The organism is Streptomyces sp. NPDC059832 (genome assembly GCF_042731715.1).
In the GTDB taxonomy this organism is placed as follows: Bacteria; Actinomycetota; Actinomycetes; order Streptomycetales; family Streptomycetaceae; genus Streptomyces.
On record NZ_JBHWIY010000006.1, the window covers coordinates 301,621 to 320,064 of the forward strand.

The window sequence follows — 18,444 nt, forward strand, 5'->3', positions numbered from 1 at the left end:
TTCTGGGCTTCCCCCCCCCCTTTCCCCCCTCCCTCCCCCCCTCCCCCCCTAATCTGTTCCCTCCCCCCCTTCCTGCCGCCCAGCCCGGGGAAAAACCCGGCCCGGGCTCGCGTCCCCGTACCCATGGGAACGGGAACGCGCTACATGAGCAGTTCACCCTGGAGCGCCGCCGCCAGGCCCACTTCCGCGTTGTCCGCCCGGCCCCGCTCGAAGGCCCGCTGGTAGGCCGCGTCGCCGACGGCCTCGCGGGCCTGGCGTTCGCAGGCCTCGCGCAGTGGGCCCAGTTCCGGGGTACCGCGTTGCGGGTGGCCGACCATGCGCCAGTACACCTGGCCCGTGCCGTACACCCGGGCGGCGCGGGCGCCCTCGCCCTGGGCGGCGATCGCCGCGGCCAGGATGTCCAGGCCGAGCGCGATGCCGAAGCTGTCGCGCATGCGGTGCTTGCCCGCGAGCATCGAACGGGCGTGGGCGGCGGAGGATTCGGCGTCGCCCTGGAGCAGGGCGATCAGGGCGAGCTGGTAGTCGACGTAGCTACGGGTCCAGCATTCGTCCAGGGCCTCGCAGACCGCGCGCAGGACCGAGGCCGCCTCCGCCGCCTCGTCCAGCCGTCCGAGCCCGGTCAGGGCGAAGACCGTGATGAGCCGGCACCGCAGCCGGTAGGCCTTCTCCAGCGGGGTGGCGGTGCCGGTCGAGCGCAGGACCCGGTCGACCTCGCGGAGGCCCGCCTCGGGGCGGCCGGTCATCAGATGGGTGAGGCCGCACAGATAGGCGGCGGCGAGGATGCCCTCGTCGGCGCCGTCGCGCGCCGCCTCCCTGGTGCACTCCCGGCCCAGCCGGCGGGCGGCCGGGTAGTCGCCCTGGAGCATGACGGTGATGCCCAGCACCCACAGGGCGCGGGTGCGGTGGGGTCCTTCGGTCGGTCCGGCGGCCAGGGCGCGCCGGGCGTATTCGCGGGTCTGCGGGAGATGGCCGCAGCAGCACCAGAAGAAGCCGATCCGTCCCGCCATCTCCTGGGCGGCCGCGGTGTCGTGGACCAGCAGGTGGTCGAGGGCGGCGCAGAGGTCGGCGTGCGCCTCGGCGATGCGGTGGTACCAGCTGATCTGGTCGTCGCCGGTCCAGCCGGCGTGGGCGTTGCGGGCCAGGCCGAGGAAGCAGGCGGCGTGCCGGTCGGCGGCAGCCCGTTCCTCACCGAGTTCGGCGAGCCACATCCGTCCGTACTCGCGGATGGTGTCGAGCATGCGGTACCGCAGGCCGTCCCGTCCGACGACGGACTTGGCGACCAGTCCGTCCAGCGCCCGGGTCACCCCGTCCGGGGTGAGCGGCCCCCCGGCGCAGACCTCGCGGGCCGCGGCCTCGTCGAAGTCGCCGCGCAGGACGGTCAGCCGGGCCCAGAGCAGCCGTTCCAGCGGGGCGCACAGCTCATGGCTCCAGCCGATGGCGGTGCGCAGGGTGCGGTGGCGCGGCGGCCGGAGCGAGGTGTCGTCCGGTACGTCGAAGCGGGAGCTGATCCGCGCGGCGACCTGCTCGACGGTGTCCCGGCCGAGGGCTCCCGCCGCGAGTTCGATGGCGAGCGGAATGCCTTCGAGGCTGCGGCAGATCTCGGCGGCGGCCTCCGCGTTCCCCGGCTCGTCGAGGGCGAGCTCCGGGGCCGCCGCGGCCGCCCGGTCCCGGAACAGCGTCAGCGCGTCGGCCGCGCCCTCGACCGGCAGCGGGTCCACCTCGACGATCTGCTCGCCCCTGATGTCCAGGGGCTGCCGACTGGTGGCGAGCACGGTGAGGCCGGGGGACGTCGTGAGGATCTCGCCGAGCAGGTGCGCGCAGGCGGAGCGCAGATGTTCGCACGAGTCGAGAACCAGCAGCAGTTCCTTGTCGACGAGCCATTCGCACAGGGCGTCGATGGGCATGCGCAGGGTGTGGTCGGAGAGCCCGACCGCGTCGGAGACGGTCGCGATGAGCAGTCCGTCGTCGTGGAGCGGCGACAGGTCCGCCCACCACGCGCCGTCGCGGTGTCCGGCCGCCGCCTGCCGGGCCGCCCGGACGGCGAGTCTGGTCTTGCCGACGCCGCCGGTGCCGGTGAGCGTGGTCAGCCGGTACGTGGCGAGAGTGTGCTCCAGCCTGGCAAGTTCCGCTTTCCGTCCGACAAAGCTGCTTGTCTCCTCGGGGATGTTGCTCGCCATGGTCACCGTCGCTGAAACAGGTGGACCGGCCGGTCCCGGCCCCTGGTTCCCGTACGGCGCAGGCATGCGAGGACGCCTGGCGTACCGGAAAGGGGCCGGGACCGGCCGGGGGTGGGAGGGCGCGCCGGGGGTGCGGTGCTGCGGCATTCCCCGACGGCTGCTGCCTCCCAACGTAGCCCCGTTATGGCTCAGTTCAGGGAGAAAACCGCCACCGTACGTCCCGGGACGGTGAATCTTCCCGAACTCTTCTCATACATGGACTTCTTGACGGTAGGATCCGCGCCCGCGGCCTGGACCGGGTGCAGTGCGTACTGCTTCCCCGCCAGCCCGGCGACCGTCTGGGTCTCGGTGCCGGGGGCGGCGTTGAGGACCACCACCAGCTTCCCGAGCCGCATGGTGATCACGCCCGGTGTCTCGTCCTTCCCGGAGAGCGGGAAGGACAGGGCGGACTGCACCCGGCCGGTGGTGGCGAGGCCGAAGTCCTTCTCCGTGGAGCGGATGGTGAGCAGGTCCCGGTACGCGGCGGACGCGGCGTCGATCTGCGCGCAGCCGGGGCGGAGCGCGGCGTCGGCCAGCAGCGGCTTCGCGTAGGACCACTTGGACGCGTTGTCGGCGGCCGGCGGCAGTCCGCGGCCGAAGCCGTTGCCGTCGCGGCAGTCCCAGTGCAGGGCGTTGAACCAGTCGCCGCTGTCGTAGGAGTTGCGGTCCAGGGACTTGGAGCGCAGCAGGTCGGTGCCCGCCTGGGAGAGCGAGGGGCCCTGCGAGAGGGTGGCCGTCGCCATGGCCAGGACCTGCATGCGGGCCCGGTCGGCCGCCGATGTGCCCGCCGGGAGCTTGAAGGCGAGCGTGTCGTAGAGCGACTCGTTGTCGTGGGCGTCCGCGTAGGCGAGGGCATCGCCGGGGGCCGCGGCGTATCCGGCGGGGGCGCCGTTGTAGTCGACGCCGGACCCCTTGACCGTGTGGCCGGCGGAGTCGGTGAAGGTGTAGTCGGCGAGGTTGCCGGTGAGGCCGACCTTGATCAGGTCCTGGTAGTGGAGCAGCCGGGCCTTCTGTTCGGTCCTCGTCCCGTTGGCGGCCGAGGTGTTGGGGTCGGTGTAGAGGCCGGTGGCGAAGCCCTGTACGCCCGGGTCCTCGTCGAACGGGCTGCCGCCGCGGACGGCGTCGCGGGAGCGGTCGGAGAAGGTGGCGATGCCGGTGCCGGCCATGTTCTTCTGGGTCGCCTGGACGAAGCGGGCGTCGTCGGCGATCTCACCGAAGTTCCAGCCCTCCCCGTACAGGATGATCTTCTTCCCGTCGACGCCGTCCTTGGCCACGGTCAGCCCGTCGAGCGCCTTGCGGACGGCGAGGATGTTGTCCTTGGGGTGGTGGCCCATCAGGTCGAAGCGAAAACCGTCGACCTTGTACTCCTTGGCCCAGGTGACGACCGAGTCGACGACCAGCTTGCCCATCATGGTGTTCTCGGGTGCGGTGTTGGCGCAGCAGGTGGAGGTGGCGACGGTGCCGTCGTCCAGGAGCCGCTGGTAGTAGCCGGGCACGATCCGGTCGAGTACGGACTTGTCGTCCTGGCCGGAGGCGACGGTGTGGTTGTAGACGACGTCCATGACGGTGCGCAGCCCCGCGCCGTTCAGCCCCTGCACCATCTGCCGGAACTCGACGGTGCGCCGGGTGCCGTCCGGGTCGGAGGCGTAGGAGCCCTCCGGGACGGTGTAGTGCAGCGGGTCGTAGCCCCAGTTGAACCCGTCCTTCGCGGCGGCCTTCGCCACGCAGGCCTGCTGCTCCTCGGAGTCGGGGGCGTACACGGACAGCTCGCAGGCCGGTTTCTGCTGGCCGGACTTCTTCTCGGGGATGGTGCCGATGTCGAAGGCGGGCAGCAGATGGACGTAGCTGGTGCCGGAGTCCGCGAGCTGCTTGAGGTGCTTCATCCCGTCGGAGCGGGTGTCGGTGAAGGCGAGGTACTCGCCGGGGTGCTTCGAGGTGCGGTCCGCGATCGAGAAGTCGCGGATGTGCAGCTCCTGGATCTGGGCGTCGCGCAGCGGGACGGCGGCGGGCTTCCGCAGCCCGGACCAGCCCTTCGGTGCCAGCTTCGGGTCGTCGAGGTCGACGACGAGGCTGCGCGCGGAGTCGGTGGTCAGGGCGGTGGAGTACGGGTCGGTGACCTTGTTGGTGACGAGCCTTTGGACGGTGGGCGCCCAGACGGTCACGGCGTACCGGTAGGGCTTGCCGTTCCAGCTCTTCGCTCCGGTGACCGACCAGACGCCGGTGCGGTCGTCGCGCCGCATCGGGACGCTCTTCCCGTCGAGTTCGAGGGCGACGGTCCGCGCGGTGGGTGCCCAGACGGACAGGGTGGGGCGACCGTGGTCGAAGACCGGGCCGAGCGAGGCGCCGGCCGCGTTCTTGCCGTACAGGTCGTCGAGCACGCCCGCGCTCTGTACGCCGGTGGCGGCGAGCAGGGCGCCGTTGGCGGCGCGCTGGGTGGCGATCAGCTGGCCGCGCAGCGCGTCACGGACCCGGTCCCGGTCCCGGGCGTCGATGGTGAACGCCGGGTAGTCCTTGAGGTTCGGATGCTTCGCCCTCTGCGCGTCGGTCAGCGCGGAGGGGGTGAGCCGCAGCCACTGGCCCTCGTCGGAGAGTGCCCCGTCGACGACGGAGATGCCGCCGCGCGGTGCGTGGACGAGCTGCTGGCTGGTGGCGCCGGTGGCCTTCACCTTCCATACGACGGTGTCGGCGTCGATCCACTGCGCCTCGGCCTTGGAGAGGTCGGGGGTGGGTATGCCGCCGGCCTGGGGCAGCAGGTAGCCGGGTGTGGCGCCGAGCATCCAGACCTCGTGCCCGTAGGTGGCGAGGTCGAGCGACTGGTCGCTGGGGAGGTCCTTCTCGTCGCCCTTGTGCAGGATGTAGCTGAGCGAGGTGGCGCCGTCGGTGAGCGGCACCTCGAAGGTGGCGCCGGAGGCGTCCTTCTTCACCGGCTGGAGCGGCTTGGCCCAGTCGGTGGGCTCCTTGGCGCCGGTCCAGGTGTGCAGCCCCCAGCCGTCGTAGTCGCCGTCGGGCCGGTAGTAGTGCAGTACGGCCTTCGTGGTGTCCTGCGGCGGGTAGGCGCCGTCGGGGGCCGTGTCGGCCTGGCCGTCCTTGCCCTGCTCGATCCAGACCTGCCCGGTCTTCGCGAGTTCGACGGTGCGCTGCGGCCCGTCGGCGGTGCCGTCCTTCTCGACGGTGTACGGGACGGTGGACGCGCCTTCGTCGAGCTTGAGCCAGGCGAAGGCCCCGTAGGCGTCGCGCCCGGTGAAGTCGGCCGTCGCGTCGCCCGACCTGAGCTGCCGGCCCGCGTAGTCGCCGTCCGCGCGCTTGTAATGGACGACGGCGTAGTCGCGCTGGACGGCCACGGGCTTCGTGTCGGCCGGGGCCTGTCCGGCGGTGCTCGCGGCGAGTGCGCTCGCGGTGCGGCCGGCGCGGTCGACGACGACCGCCTTGTAGCGCAGCGGTGTTCCGGCCGCCACCTTGCCGTCCAGGTGCTGGGTGACCCGGTACGGGGCGTGGTCGGCGGAACCGAGCGTGACCCACTTCCCGTTGCCGGTCTGCGCGGCGAAGACGACCCGGTTCAGCTGTCCGCCGTCGACGTCGGCGGAGAGCTCCACAGTGCCGGTGGCTCCGGCGGCGGGCGCCTCGATCGTGATCGAGGGCTTGGTGGCCGGGGCGCCCAGGGGCTTCTCGGCGCGCAGCACGAGGCTGGAGAGGGCGGGGACGGTGACGGTGATCTTCTTGTCCGCGCCGCTGCGGATGGTGGCCGAACCCCCGTACAGCGTACGGAAGTTCATACCGGCCGATGCGGTGGGCAGCTCGACGGTCCTCGGGGCGGTGCCGTTGTTGGTGGCCACGAGGTACTCGTCGGGCTTCTCGGGGTCCGTACGGGAGAAGGCGTAGACGGAGCCCTCCGCGTACCGCTCGGTCTGGACACCGTCGCGCAGTGCCGGGTTCTTCCTGGTGAGTTCGGAGAGCGCGGCGATGTTCCGGTACAGGGGGTGCTTCGTGTCGTACGCGTCGGCGGCGTGGGTGCGGTCGGTGCCCAGTTCGTCGTCGTCGAGGTAGTCGGCGGTCTTCGAGGCGAACATGGTCTGCCGGGCGTCCCGGTCACCGCCGGCGCCGGTGAAGCCCTGCTCGTCGCCGTAGTAGACGACGGGGTTCCCGCGGCCGAGGAACATCAGCTCGTTGGCGAGCTCCGCGCGCCGGACGAGTTCCGCGTCGTCGGCCTTCGGGTTGTCCTGCTTCAGGAACGCGCCGATGCGGCCCATGTCGTGGTTGCCGAGGAAGGTCACCTGCTCGTAGGCGTTGGCCTTGTCGGTGGTGTAGCGGTAGTCGTCGCCGAACACCGCCGCGAGCTTCGCGGCCGGGGCGCCCTGCGAGGCGTACTGGCGTGCCGCTTCCTGGAAGGGGAAGTCGAGCGTCGCGTCGAGCCGGCCCCGGGTGACGTAGGGCGAGGTGACGGCGGTGTCGGAGGAGTAGACCTCGCCGAACATGAAGAAGTCCTCGCGGCCGTGCTTGGCCGCGTAGGTGTCCAGGGCCGTCGCCCACCGGGTCCAGAAGTCCAGGTCGACGTGTTTGACGGTGTCGATCCGGAAACCGTCGATGTCGAAGTCCCGGACCCACTTCTCGTAGATCTTCTCCATGCCGGAGACGACCTCGGGCCGCTCGGTCCACAGATCGTCCAGCCCGGAGAAGTCGCCGTACGTGGCGGACTCGCCGGCGAAGGTCGAGTCGCCGCGGTTGTGGTACATCGTCGGGTCGTTGAGCCAGGACGGGACCTTCTTCCCGGCGGTCCCGGTGTTCTTCGGGGTGTACGGGAACGAGTCCGCGTCCACCTTCGCCAGGCCCTTGGCGTCGTCGAAGGGGCGGCCGTCCCTGTCCAGGTACGGGTAGGCGCCCTTCGGCCGGTAGCCGTAGGCCTTCTCGGCGTAGTCGACGGTGTCCGCGGTGTGGTTGGTGATGACGTCGAAGAAGACCTTCATGCCCTTGGCGTGGGCCCTGCCGATCAGCTTCGACAGGTCGGCGTTGGTGCCAAAGTGCGGGTCGACCTGCGTGAAGTCGGTGATCCAGTAGCCGTGGTAGCCGGCCGAGGCGTCCTTGCCGGTGCCCTGGACCGGGCGGTTCTTGAAGATCGGGGCGAGCCAGATGGCGGTGGTGCCGAGGCCCTTGATGTAGTCGAGCCGGTCGGTCAGGCCCTTGAGGTCGCCGCCCTGGTAGAAGCCCTTGTCGGTGGGGTCGTAGCCGGTGTCCGTGCGTGAACCGGTGAGCCCGCCGCGGTCGTTGGAGGTGTCGCCGTTGGCGAACCGGTCCGGCATGACGAAGTAGAACTGCTCCCGCGTCAGGTCGTGACGTGCGGGTTCGGCGGCCAGCCGGGAGTCCGGGGGCGGGCCCGGGGGTCTCGGCGCGGCGGAGGCGGATGCCGCCGGGACGACGGGGAGGAGCGCCGCGCAGAGTGCGGCGACGGCTCCACGTCCGAGGGTGGAACGGGACACAGGCTGGGTCTCCTTGTGTGCGGGTGGGGGTTCTCGGGGTGGGCGGACTTCGTCGGGGTGGCGGGGCGGGGGCGGGGGCCCACCGGGGTGTCTCCTCGGACGACGCGGACTCGTGCCGCACCGCGGGCGGGCCGCCCTCGTGCTGCGCCGTCCCGCGGGGATCGCCCTGGTGCGCCCCCCACCCCCGGGTAGCCCCGGTCAGCCGGTGGTGCCCGCGCAAGTGCGGGCGTTCACCTGGAGTGCCACCGCCGTGTTCGCGCCCAGAGTCGCGGTGAACCGGCCCGAGCCGTTCACCGTGACGCCGTTGCCGGACTGGATGTCGCAGTAGTCACCGGCGGGCAGCGAGGTCTGGAACGTACGGGTCAGCGAGGAGCCCTCGTGGTTGATCGCGACGTACGCCTTGGAGCCGCGGCCGAACGCGATCCGGTCCCCGCCGTCGTCCCACCAGTCGGTGACGGACTCGCCGCGCGCCGTGTTGCGGAAGCCGACCATGGAGGAGATCTCGCGCCAGGCGTGCTGGCACTTCCACCCGTCGCTGTAACAGGCGTTCACCGTACCGCCGTCGGGCGGGCCCGCGTCCTTGTCGGACCACTCGTAGCCGGAGTGGACATCGGGCGAGCCGTACGGCCAGGCCAGCATGAAGACATGGGCGAGGGTGTAGTTCGCGCCGTCCTTGTAGTTCAGCGTGTCGCCGCCGCGCTCGGTGTCGTGGTTGTCGACGAAGACCGCGGCCTTCGACGACGGCATGAAGCCCCAGCCCTCGCCGTAGTTCTTCAGATAGGCGAGGTTCTCGTTGTTGAAGACCTGCTTGAGGCCGCGGGCGTAGCGGAATTCCTGGACGTCCCCGGTGCCGGTGTACTCGTCGGGCTGGACGGCCTCGCCCGCGCCGTGGATCGCCTCCTGCTTCCAGTAGACGCCGGGGTTGCTCAGCCGCGACTTGATGTCGGCGAGGTCGGCGGCCGGCATGTGCTTGGCGGCGTCGATGCGGAAGCCGTCGACGCCCAGGGAGAGCAGGTCGTCGAGGTATCCGGCTATCCTGCCGCGCACGTACTCCTCGCCGGTGTCCAGGTCGGCGAGGCCGACGAGTTCGCAGTTCTGGACGTTGGCTCGGTCCTGGTAGTTGCTGATCTGCGCGGTGCAGTCGTCCATGTCGGGCGCGGAGTACAGGCCGGGGTAGTCGTACTTGGAGTACGAGGAGCCGCCGGTGCCGGTGCCCGATCCGGCCGACATGTGGTTGATGACGGAGTCGGCGACGACCTTGACGCCGGCGGCGTGGCAGGTGCCGACCATGGCGGCGAACGAGGCACGGTCGCCGAGCCGTCCGGCGATCTTGTAACTGACGGGCTGGTACGAGGTCCACCACTGGCTGCCCTGGATGTGCTCCTGGGGTGGCGAGACCTGTACGTAGCCGTAGCCGGCCGGGCCGAGGGAGTCCGTGCAGGCCTTGGCCACGGAGTCGAATTTCCACTCGAAGAGGACGGCGGTGACGTCCTTGTCTCCGGGGGTGGCGGCCTGGGCGGTCGTGGTGGGGGCCACGAGGGCGGCGGCGCCTGCTGCCAGGGCGAGCGCCGCGGACAGTGGTCTGCGTGCCATGTTTCCTCCTGCTGTGGGGGGAAATGCGGGTGACGGTGCAGCCTCACGTGGCAACGCGCCCTGCCCTCAAGGCTCCTGAAGGTTCTTGCTGCAAGAATGCAAACCTTGCCGCGACGCAGACCGTACGAGCCCGTCAGTCACTGGTCAACCCTTTGGACATGGTCCGCTCACATCCAGGAAATACGGCAGTTTTCTTCCTGCAAGGACTTACGCAAAACATTGCAGCGCTGTTAAGTTTCTCCCGACTCCGGTCCGGTCGGCCGGGGGTTCCGGTGACCCCGGACCCCACGCGCCCGGCCGGCCGGGCCGGTCACGCGCAAGAGAGGCACCCGGGGTCGCTCACTCCCCGCAGGCCCATTCCGGGCCGACTCCCGGTGCCTCTCCTGTACGCCCGGACCGGCCCCGCGGGCCTCAGAGCCGGAGCGCTCAGAGCCGGAGCGCCGCGGTGGATCCCCGTACCACCAGCTCCGGCTGGAACACGTACTCCGTGCGCTGCACCGGGCTGCCGCCGATCTCCTCCAGCAGGGCGCTCACCGCCGCCGCCGCCATCGCCTGCACGGGCTGACGCACCGTCGTCAGCGGCGGATCGGTGAACGCGATCAGCTGCGAGTCGTCGAAGCCCACCACCGACACGTCGCGCGGCACGCCGAGCCCGCGCTCCCGGGCCGCACGCACCACGCCCAGCGCCATCAGGTCGCTGCCGCAGACGATGCCCGTGCACCCCTGGTCGAGCAGCGCACCCGCCGCGACCTGGCCGCCCTCGACGCTGAACAGCGTGGGGCAGACGAGGAGTTCGGCCTCGGCGCGGTCCAGGCCCAGCAGGTTCACCGCGGCGTCGAGGAAGCCCTCGCGCTTGCGGCGGGACGGCACGTAGCGCTGCGGCCCGATCGCCAGACCGACCCTGCTGTGGCCGAGGTCGGCGAGGTGCCCGACGGCCATCCGCACGGCGGCGGAGTCGTCGGGCGAGACGAACGCCGCGCTGATCCGTTCGTTGTAGCCGTTGATCAGGACGAACGGCACGCCGCGGTCGGTGAGCGCGGCGTACCGGGCCGGGTCGGCCGACATGTCGGCGTGCAGCCCGGAGAGGAAGACGATCCCGCCGACGCCGCGCTCGACGAGCTGCTCGACGAGCTCGTCCTCGGTGGCGCCGCCGGGCAGCTGGGTGCAGAGCACCGGGGTGTAGCCGTGCCCGGCCAGCACCTGCTCGACGGACTGCGCGAACGCCGGGAAGATCGGGTTGGTGAGCTCGGGCGTCACCAGTCCGATCAGCCCGGCGCTGCGCCTGCGCAGCCGTACGGGACGTTCGTAGCCGAGGATGTCCAGCGCCGCGAGCACCCGCTGACGTGTGGGGTCCGCGACGCCCGGTTTCCCGTTGAGCACCCGGCTGACGGTCGCCTCGCTGACCGCTGCCTGACCGGCGATGTCCGAGAGCCTCGGCGCACCGCCGGTCCTGGGCAGAGGGACGGTCACACCGTCCACCACACCGTGGTGTCCGCGGGCAGCTCGATCTCGGCGCCGTCGGTGACGACCGGGCTGCTGGACAGCAGGACGGTGCCGCGCACCGGGATGCGCACCGGGCGCCCCGTCGTGTTGACGGTGCAGACGAAGCCGGGGCGGGCGAAGATCAGCAGGCCCTCGGGGGCCTTGAGCCACTCCACCGCGGTTCCGGCGCCGAGCCCGGGGTGCGCCCGGCGGGCGGTGATCGCGGACCGGTACAGCTCCAGCGTGGAACCGGCGGTGCCGGTCTGCGCCTGGACGCTCAGCTCGCCCCAGCCATCGGGCTGGGGCAGCCAGCTGCCGCCGTCGCCGAAGCCGTACGAGCTGCCGTCGCGGGTCCACGGGATCGGCACCCGGCAGCCGTCGCGGAAGCCGTCCTGGCCCTCCGCGCGGAAGAACGACGGGTCCTGACGGACCTCGTCGGGCAGGTCGGTGACGTCGGGCAGGCCGAGCTCCTCGCCCTGGTAGACGTACGCGGAGCCGGGCAGCGCCAGCATCAGCAGGGTGGCGGCGCGGGCCCGGCGCAGGCCCAGCTCGCGGTCGCCGGCCTCACGGATCTGGGTGCCGAGGCCGGGCGGGTTGGCGAACCGGGTGGTGTGCCGGGTCACGTCGTGGTTGGAGAGCACCCAGGTGGTGGGGGCGCCGACCGGACGCATCGCGTCGAGCGAGGTGTCGATGACCTTGCGGAGCTCGGCCGCGTCCCAGGCGGTGGAGAGGTACTGGAAGTTGAACGCCTGGTGCATCTCGTCGGGGCGTACGTAGTTGGCGGTGCGCTCGACCGTGGGGGTCCAGGCCTCGGCGACGGCGATGCGGTTGCCGGGGTACTCGTCGAGGATGATGCGCCAGGAGCGGTAGATCTCGTGCACCCCGTCCTGGTCGAAGAACGGCATGACGTCGTTGCCGAGCAGCTTGAGCTGGTCGTGGCTGCCGAGGTCGGGCAGGCCGGCGGCCTTGACGAGGCCGTGGGCTACGTCGACCCGGAAGCCGTCGACGCCCATGTCGAGCCAGAAGCGCAGGATCGACCGGAACTCGTCGGCGACGGCCGGGTGTTCCCAGTTGAAGTCGGGCTGCTCGGGCGCGAAGAGGTGGAGGTACCAGTCGCCCGGGGTGCCGTCCGGGTCGGTGGTCCGGGTCCAGGCGGGGCCGCCGAAGATGGACTCCCAGTCGTTGGGCGGCAGTTCGCCGTCCGCGCCCTTGCCGGGGCGGAAGTGGTAGCGCTCGCGCAGCGCGGAGCCGGGGCCCTCGGCGAGGGCGCGCTTGAACCACTCGTGCCGGTCCGAGGAGTGGTTGGGCACCAGGTCCACGATGATCCGCAGGCCCAGGTCGTGGGCGTCCCGGATCAGCGCGTCGGCGTCCAGCAGGGTGCCGAACATCGGGTCGATGGCACGGTAGTCGGCGACGTCGTATCCCGCGTCGGCCTGCGGGGACGCGTAGAACGGGCTGAGCCAGACCGCGTCCACACCGAGGTCCTTGAGGTACGGGAGTCTGCCGCGTACGCCTGCGAGATCGCCCATGCCGTCGCCGTTGCCGTCGGCGAAGCTCCGTGGGTAGACCTGGTAGATCACCGCGTCCTGCCACCAGCCGGTCTGGTGGGCCGGAGCGTCGCCGGACGTGCCGGTGGAGGGGGCAGCGAGGTGCTGGGTCATGTCATCCCTGAGGTGTCGGGGTGGGAAGCGGCGCCGGGACCGGGTCGGGACACCGGCGGACCGCCGTGACTTGGTGCGTTCGGGTCGTGCGGGAGCGTGCCGGCTCAGAGGCTGTCGGGTGCCCTCCGATGGGAAAGCGGACGCGGACCGGTGCGGGCGATGCCAAGGCGCCGGGATGTCCTCGGACGGGGCCTCCCCCGCTCGAACGAAGTCGAGAGTTCGGGGAGGGAGCTACCAGGGCATTTCGGCAACGCGGGAAACGTGCGTGCCAGACCGTGGCTGCCCGATCGGAGGTCACCCGACAGCCCCTCAGCCCTTGACGGCTCCGGCGGACATGCCGGTGACCAGGTGGCGCTGGGCGAAGAGGAAGACCAGGGCCGCGGGTATCGCGATCAGCACGGACGCGGCGGTCATCGGCCCCCACTGGGCCCCGTACTGGTTGACGAAGAGCTGCAGTCCGCCCGCGAGGGTGAGGTTGTCCTCGCCGACCATGAAGGCAGAGGCGTACGCCACTTCGCCCCACGCGGTGATGAAGGAGTAGAACGCGGTGACGGCGAGGCCGGGCTTGGCGAGCGGCAGGACGAGCCGCCAGAACGTGCCGAACGGGGTGAGGCCGTCGACCTGGCCCGACTCGTCGATCTCGCGCGGGATGGTGTCGAAGAAGCCCTTCATCATCCAGGCGCAGAACGGCACCGAGATGGTGAGGTAGGTGATGACGAGGCCGGCCGGCTGATTGAGCAGCCCCATGCCCGCCATGATGTTGTAGATCGGCACGATGAGGACGGCGACCGGGAACATCTGGGTGATCAGGAGCGTCCACATCAGCCCGCGCTTGCCCGGGAAGCGGAAGCGGCTGACGGCGTAGCCGGTGGAGGCGGAGACGATGACGCCGAGAAGCGTGGTGAGCCCCGCGACGAGCACGGAGTTACCGAACCAGGTGAGGAACTTCGTGTTCTGGATCAGGTTCGTGTAGTTCTCGAACGTCGTCTCTTTGAAGAAGTCCGTGGTGGTCGCGTACGCGGCGGGCTTCAGCGAGGTGAGCAGGACCCATAGCACGGGGAAGACGGCGATCACGGACGCCACGATGAGCGTGAGGTGCAGCGCGACGGAGGCGATCGGCGAACGCTCGCCGCGCAGCCGGACCTTGCGCGCGGTGCTCCGGGCGGAGGCGGCCGGGGCGGTGGTTGCGGGGGCGGTGGTCACCAGTCGTCTCCCTGGGTGCGCAGGACTCGCCGGTAGACGGCGGCGAAGATCATCAGGAGGACGAGGATCAGTACGCCCCAGGTGGAGGACTGCGCGAAGTCGCGCGGGCTGATCTCGAAGGAGAACTTGTACGCCTGGGTGACCAGGATCTGGGTGGCCTCACCGGGTCCGCCGCGGGTCAGCAGGTAGATCACCGGGAACATGTTGAAGGTCCAGATGGTGGAGAGCAGGATCACCGTGGTGGAGACCGGCCGCAGTCCGGGCAGCGTGATGTGGCGGAACCGCTGCCAGGCGGTGGCGCCGTCCATCTCGGCGGCCTCGTAGTGCTCGCTGGGGATCGACTGCAGTCCGCCGAGCAGGGCGACCATCATGAACGGCACACCGAGCCAGACGTTCACGGCGATGACGGAGAGCTTCGCCCAGGTGGGGTCGTTCAGCCACGGTATGCCGTCGATCCCGCCGCCGGAGAGGATCTTGTTGAGCAGCCCGCGGTCCTCGTTGTAGAGGAAGCGCCAGGCGAAGACGGAGACGAAGCCGGGGATGGCCCAGGGCAGGATGAGCGCCATCCGGTACGCGGAACGGCCGGCGATGCGGCGGTTGAGGATGTTGGCGAGGGCCATCCCGAGACAGAAGGTGATGGTCACGCAGGAGACCGTCCACACCAGGGTCCAGCCGAGTGTGTCGAGGAACTGACTGCCCGTGAGCGCGTCGGTGTAGTTGTCCAGGCCCACGAACTCGTACGTGGCGGGCATGTGGTTGACACCGATGGAACGTTCGACGTTGCGCTCGTTGGCGTCGGTCATCGACAGGTAGATGCCGCGGACCAGCGGATAGCCGATGATCACGCCGATCACGACGACGACCGGGGCGACCATGGTCCAGGCGTACCAGTGGGTCGACAGCGCGCGTCGGATCCTGCTCGGCGGCGGGGGGTTGCCAGTACCGCGGCTCCGGCCGCGGGCGACGACGTCGTCGCCCGCGGCCTTCGCCACCGACTGGCCGGTGTGGACAGCCATCAGCCGGCCTGCCTTCCTGTTACTTCCAGCCCTTGAGGAGCTTGCGGTAGGAGTCGCCGGTCGTCTTGACGGCCTTGTCCGGCGTGGTCTGGCCGGTCAGGACCTTGGTGTACTCGGTGACGAGCGGGGCGAAGAGGCTGCCGGTCTCCGGGATCCAGGGGCGCTCGACGGCGGTCTCGACGACGGGCTTGAAGAAGCCGACGATCTCGCTGTCGACGACGTCCTGCCTGGCGTAGGCGGAGGTGCGGGTCGGCAGGAGGCTCAGCTCCTTGGTGACCTTGGCCTGGGTCTCCGCGGACGTCATGTAGTCGACGAAGGCGTAGGAGGCGTCGAGGTTCTTGGAGCCCGCGTAGACGGCCAGGTTGTGACCGCCCTGCGGGGCGCCCTGCGCGGCGGAGCCGGCCGGGACCGGGGCGATGCCCAGGTTGGCCTTGTCCTTGAACTCCTTGCCGGCGAAGGTGTCGGCGACGGCCCACGGGCCGTTGATCATCATGGCGACCTTGCCGTCCTTGAAGGACGCCTGCATGTTCTCCCAGCCGTCCGTGGCATCGGTCTTGGCGGCACCCGAGTCGACGAGGTCCTTGACGACCTTCATCGCCTTGACGCCCTCGGGGTTGTCGATGGTGACGGACTTGGTGGAGGCGTCGACCATGTCGCCGCCCTCGCCGTACAGGAAGGAGAGGAACCAGTAGGCGTCGTCGCCGCGCAGGTACATACCGGTCTTGCCGGTCTTGTCCTTGATCTTCTTGGAGACGGTCTTCAGCTCGCCGACGGTCCTGGGGACCTCGACACCGGCGTCCTTGAAGATCTTCTTGTTGTAGAAGATGCCCATGGAGTCGATGACCTGCGGCACCGCGTACGTCTTGTCCTTGTACTTGGTGGACGCGGCGGCCTGCTTCAGGAAGTCGTCCGGGTTCGTCAGCGCGGCGGTGCCGTCGAGCGGGGCCAGGTAACCGAGGTCGGCGAACTCGGGGGTCCAGGCGACCTCGGAGCGGATGACGTCGGGGGCGTCGGAGCCGGACTGGGCCGCGTTCTTGAACTTGTTCTGCGCGTCGCCGAAGGGCACGTTGACGTACTTGACGTGGACCTTCGGGTGCTTCTTGGTGAAGTCCTCGGCGATCTTCTTGAAGACCTTGTCCTCGCTGCCCGCGGTGGAGGTGTCCCACCACGTCACGGTGCCGGAGAGCTCGCCCGAGCCCTTGCTCGTGCCGTCGGACTCGCTGTCGCTGCCGCAGGCGGTCGCCGCGAACGCCAGGGCCGCGACCAGGGCGGTGGCCGTTATGCCACGTCGCATCTGAACTCCTTCAACTGCCGTACCGCTCCGTCGCGGCGCCGGGTCGACGAGAACGTAACAAGGATGAAAGAACGCCGAAAGACTTTGCGGAAGATTTCTGCAAGCGCCGACGATCGTTACATTCGCGTGTCCTCACGGTTGCCGTCAAGCCTCTTGACGACAGACGTCACCCCCTGGCAACGGCAGGCCACAGCCCTCGGTCCCTGCGGTGCGACGATCCGACCGCCGTTCGCAAACCCGGCTCGCAAGACCTTGCAAGATGTTGCCGGGAATCCACCCCTGACCGCCGCACGGGTACGGTCGTCCGATTCATGCGCATGGTGGGCAATCCGACATACGCCCGGTACAGTCCACTTCCATGACCGCACGGCTTGCCGATATCGCAACTCAGGCGGGGGTCAGCGAAGCGACGGTCAGCCGCGTACTGAACGGCAAGCCCGGTGTTGCAGCGGCCACCCGCGAATCCGTTCTCGCCGCGCTCGACGTTCTCGGCTACGAACGGCCCGTACGGCTGCGCAGGCGCAGCGCGGGGCTGGTGGGCCTGATCACGCCCGAGCTGGAGAACCCCATCTTTCCCGCCCTGGCCCAGGTCATCGGCCAGGCGCTGACGCGGCAGGGCTACACGCCGGTGCTGGCGACCCAGACCCCCGGCGGCTCCACCGAGGACGAGTTGACCGAGATGCTGGTCGACCGCGGCGTCGCGGGCATCATCTTCGTCTCCGGGCTGCACGCCGACACCTCGGCCGATATGCAGCGCTATGAACAACTGCGCGCCAAGGGTGTCCCGTTCGTCCTGGTCAACGGCTTCTCGCCGAAGGTCCAGGCGCCGTTCATCTCTCCGGACGACCGGGCCGCGATGCGGCTCGCGGTGACGCACCTGGTGTCGCTGGGCCATCAGCGGATCGGTCTGGCGGTCGGCCCGAAGCGGTTCGTGCCGGTCCTGCGCAAGATCGAGGGCTTCCGCGCCACCGTGCAGGAGCAGTTGGACCTCGCGCCGGACGAGGTGGAGGAGCTGATCCAGCATTCGCTGTTCACTCTGGAGGGTGGACAGGCCGCGGCGTCGGCGCTGATGGAGCGGGGCTGCACGGCGGTGGTGTGCGCGAGCGACATGATGGCGCTCGGCGCGATCCGGGCCGCCCGCCGGCTGTCGATGGAGGTACCGCGCGATCTGTCGGTGGTCGGCTACGACGACTCGCCGCTCATAGCGTTCACCGATCCGCCGCTGACCACGATCCGTCAGCCGGTGACGGCGATGGGCCAGGCCGCCGTGCGCACGCTCCTGGAGGAGGTCGGCGGCACGCCCGCCCCGCACAGCGAGTTCGTCTTCATGCCCGAACTGGTCGTTCGCGGTTCAACGGCCGCTGGCCCGGGGCCCGCTCCGGCCACCACCGCCTGACCCGCCCAGGATCCCACGCCCGTTCCCGGCACGCAGTTCGAGCACGCGTTTCCGGCACTCCTGATGTGCGGCCCGGACCCGGCCGGAGGATCAACGGGCGGAGGGGCATTTTCTGGCAGACTCTGTGCCTATGGGTGAATTGAGCGTGACGTCACAGGAAGGCCGACCGGAGGCCACCCCGTCACCCATCGTGGACGAGGCGGCCCCCGCGGCGAACCCGAAGCGGAACACCGGACGGCGCAACAGCGTCCCGGCGAGACTGCGTCACCTGCGCTCCCCCCGCCGGCCGCGCATCTGGTTCGAAATCCTGCTCGTCGCGGCCAGTTACTGGGTGTACTCGCTGGTGCGCAACGCCGTCCCGGAGCAGCGGACCGAGGCCCTGCGCAACGCCAACCGGATCTGGTCGGCCGAGAACCACCTGGGCATCGCGGTGGAGCAGACGGTCAACCACGCGGTGAATTCCGCGACATGGCTGATCGTCTCGATGAACTACTACTACGCGACGCTGCACTTCGTCGTCACCGTCTGTGTGCTGGTCTGGCTGTTCCGCTGCCACCCCGGCCGTTACTCGGCGGCCCGCCTGGCCCTGTTCGCGACCACGGGCGTGGCGCTGCTCGGTTACTACCTGTATCCGCTGGCACCGCCCCGTCTGATGAACGGCGGCCACTTCATCGACACCGTGCTGGTCCATCACACCTGGGGTTCGATGGCCTCGGGCAACTTCAAGAACATGTCGAACCAGTACGCGGCGATGCCGTCGATGCACATCGGCTGGTCGCTCTGGTGCGGTCTGACCGTCTTCGCGCTGGCCTCCGCGCCCTGGGCGCGCGTCCTGGGCCTGCTCTACCCGACGGTCACCCTGGTCGTCATCGTGTCGACCGCCAACCACTTCTGGCTGGACGCGCTGGGCGGCATGACGTGCCTGGCCTTCGGTTACGCGGTGTCGTACGCCTGGTACGGCTCGCTGCCGCACCATCTCCCGAAGCGGGTGCCGCTGCCGCGCGGAAGGGCGCGGCTGGCCGGCCTGGCCGCGCGTACGCCGATCCCGCCGCGGCGCCCGGCGGCGGACGCGGCGGCGGGCCGCCGCTGAGGGCGTATGCGGCCTCAGCGGC

9 protein-coding genes and 1 pseudogene are annotated in these 18,444 nt (G+C 70.2%); 2 read left to right on the forward strand and 8 right to left on the reverse strand.

Going from position 1 to position 18,444, the window contains the following annotated elements; all coding sequences use genetic code 11:
* Positions 1-140: 140 nt before the first annotated feature.
* The 8 genes and pseudogenes from ACFV8T_RS13660 to ACFV8T_RS13695 all read right to left on the reverse strand — a co-directional run bounded on the left by ACFV8T_RS13660 (position 141) and on the right by ACFV8T_RS13695 (position 15,936).
* A complete protein-coding gene (locus ACFV8T_RS13660) occupies positions 141-2,177 on the reverse strand; it encodes an ATP-binding protein (RefSeq protein ID WP_385327190.1) in 2,037 nt (678 codons plus the stop codon).
* 188 nt (positions 2,178-2,365) lie between these two features.
* Positions 2,366-7,687 (reverse strand): pullulanase-type alpha-1,6-glucosidase, encoded by a 5,322-nt coding sequence (pulA, locus tag ACFV8T_RS13665; RefSeq protein WP_385327192.1) that lies wholly within the window; start codon positions 7,685-7,687, stop codon positions 2,366-2,368.
* A gap of 201 nt (positions 7,688-7,888) precedes the next feature.
* Positions 7,889-9,280: pseudogene (locus tag ACFV8T_RS13670) on the reverse strand (alpha-amylase family protein); the annotation flags it as partial.
* A 426-nt stretch (positions 9,281-9,706) separates the two neighbouring features.
* Positions 9,707-10,762, reverse strand: coding sequence for a LacI family DNA-binding transcriptional regulator (locus tag ACFV8T_RS13675; protein ID WP_385327194.1), 1,056 nt, complete (start codon positions 10,760-10,762; stop codon positions 9,707-9,709).
* On the reverse strand, positions 10,747-12,423 hold the full coding sequence (locus ACFV8T_RS13680; RefSeq protein ID WP_385327196.1) for a glycoside hydrolase family 13 protein: 1,677 nt from the start codon (positions 12,421-12,423) through the stop codon (positions 10,747-10,749). The genes ACFV8T_RS13675 and ACFV8T_RS13680 overlap by 16 nt, the downstream gene beginning before the upstream one ends.
* A gap of 309 nt (positions 12,424-12,732) precedes the next feature.
* Entirely contained in the window at positions 12,733-13,626 is an 894-nt protein-coding gene (locus ACFV8T_RS13685) for a sugar ABC transporter permease (protein ID WP_385327198.1), read from the reverse strand.
* A complete protein-coding gene (locus ACFV8T_RS13690) occupies positions 13,623-14,642 on the reverse strand; it encodes a carbohydrate ABC transporter permease (RefSeq protein WP_266420088.1) in 1,020 nt (339 codons plus the stop codon). The genes ACFV8T_RS13685 and ACFV8T_RS13690 overlap by 4 nt, the downstream gene beginning before the upstream one ends.
* A 19-nt stretch (positions 14,643-14,661) precedes the next feature.
* Positions 14,662-15,936: an extracellular solute-binding protein gene (locus tag ACFV8T_RS13695; RefSeq protein WP_385327200.1), complete on the reverse strand. Its 1,275-nt coding sequence runs from the start codon at positions 15,934-15,936 to the stop codon at positions 14,662-14,664.
* Between the two features lie 358 nt (positions 15,937-16,294).
* On the opposite strand from ACFV8T_RS13695, the gene ACFV8T_RS13700 reads away from it, so the two are divergent.
* Together ACFV8T_RS13700 and ACFV8T_RS13705 are read left to right on the forward strand one after the other, a co-directional pair.
* Positions 16,295-17,332 carry a LacI family DNA-binding transcriptional regulator gene (locus ACFV8T_RS13700; RefSeq protein ID WP_385327202.1) on the forward strand — a complete coding sequence of 346 codons (1,038 nt, stop codon included), beginning with the start codon at positions 16,295-16,297 and terminating at the stop codon, positions 17,330-17,332.
* 130 nt (positions 17,333-17,462) lie between these two features.
* Positions 17,463-18,422, forward strand: coding sequence for a phosphatase PAP2 family protein (locus ACFV8T_RS13705; RefSeq protein WP_385327204.1), 960 nt, complete (start codon positions 17,463-17,465; stop codon positions 18,420-18,422).
* Positions 18,423-18,444: the final 22 nt, after the last annotated feature.

Coding starts and splice junctions, on each gene's coding strand:
- ACFV8T_RS13660 (WP_385327190.1), bottom strand. CDS start 2,177: ATGGCGAGCAACATCCCCGAGGAGACAAGCAGCTTTGTCGGACGGAAA.
- ACFV8T_RS13680 (WP_385327196.1), bottom strand. CDS start 12,423: ATGACCCAGCACCTCGCTGCCCCCTCCACCGGCACGTCCGGCGACGCT.
- ACFV8T_RS13690 (WP_266420088.1), bottom strand. CDS start 14,642: ATGGCTGTCCACACCGGCCAGTCGGTGGCGAAGGCCGCGGGCGACGAC.
- ACFV8T_RS13695 (WP_385327200.1), bottom strand. CDS start 15,936: ATGCGACGTGGCATAACGGCCACCGCCCTGGTCGCGGCCCTGGCGTTC.
- ACFV8T_RS13700 (WP_385327202.1), top strand. CDS start 16,295: ATGACCGCACGGCTTGCCGATATCGCAACTCAGGCGGGGGTCAGCGAA.
- ACFV8T_RS13705 (WP_385327204.1), top strand. CDS start 17,463: ATGGGTGAATTGAGCGTGACGTCACAGGAAGGCCGACCGGAGGCCACC.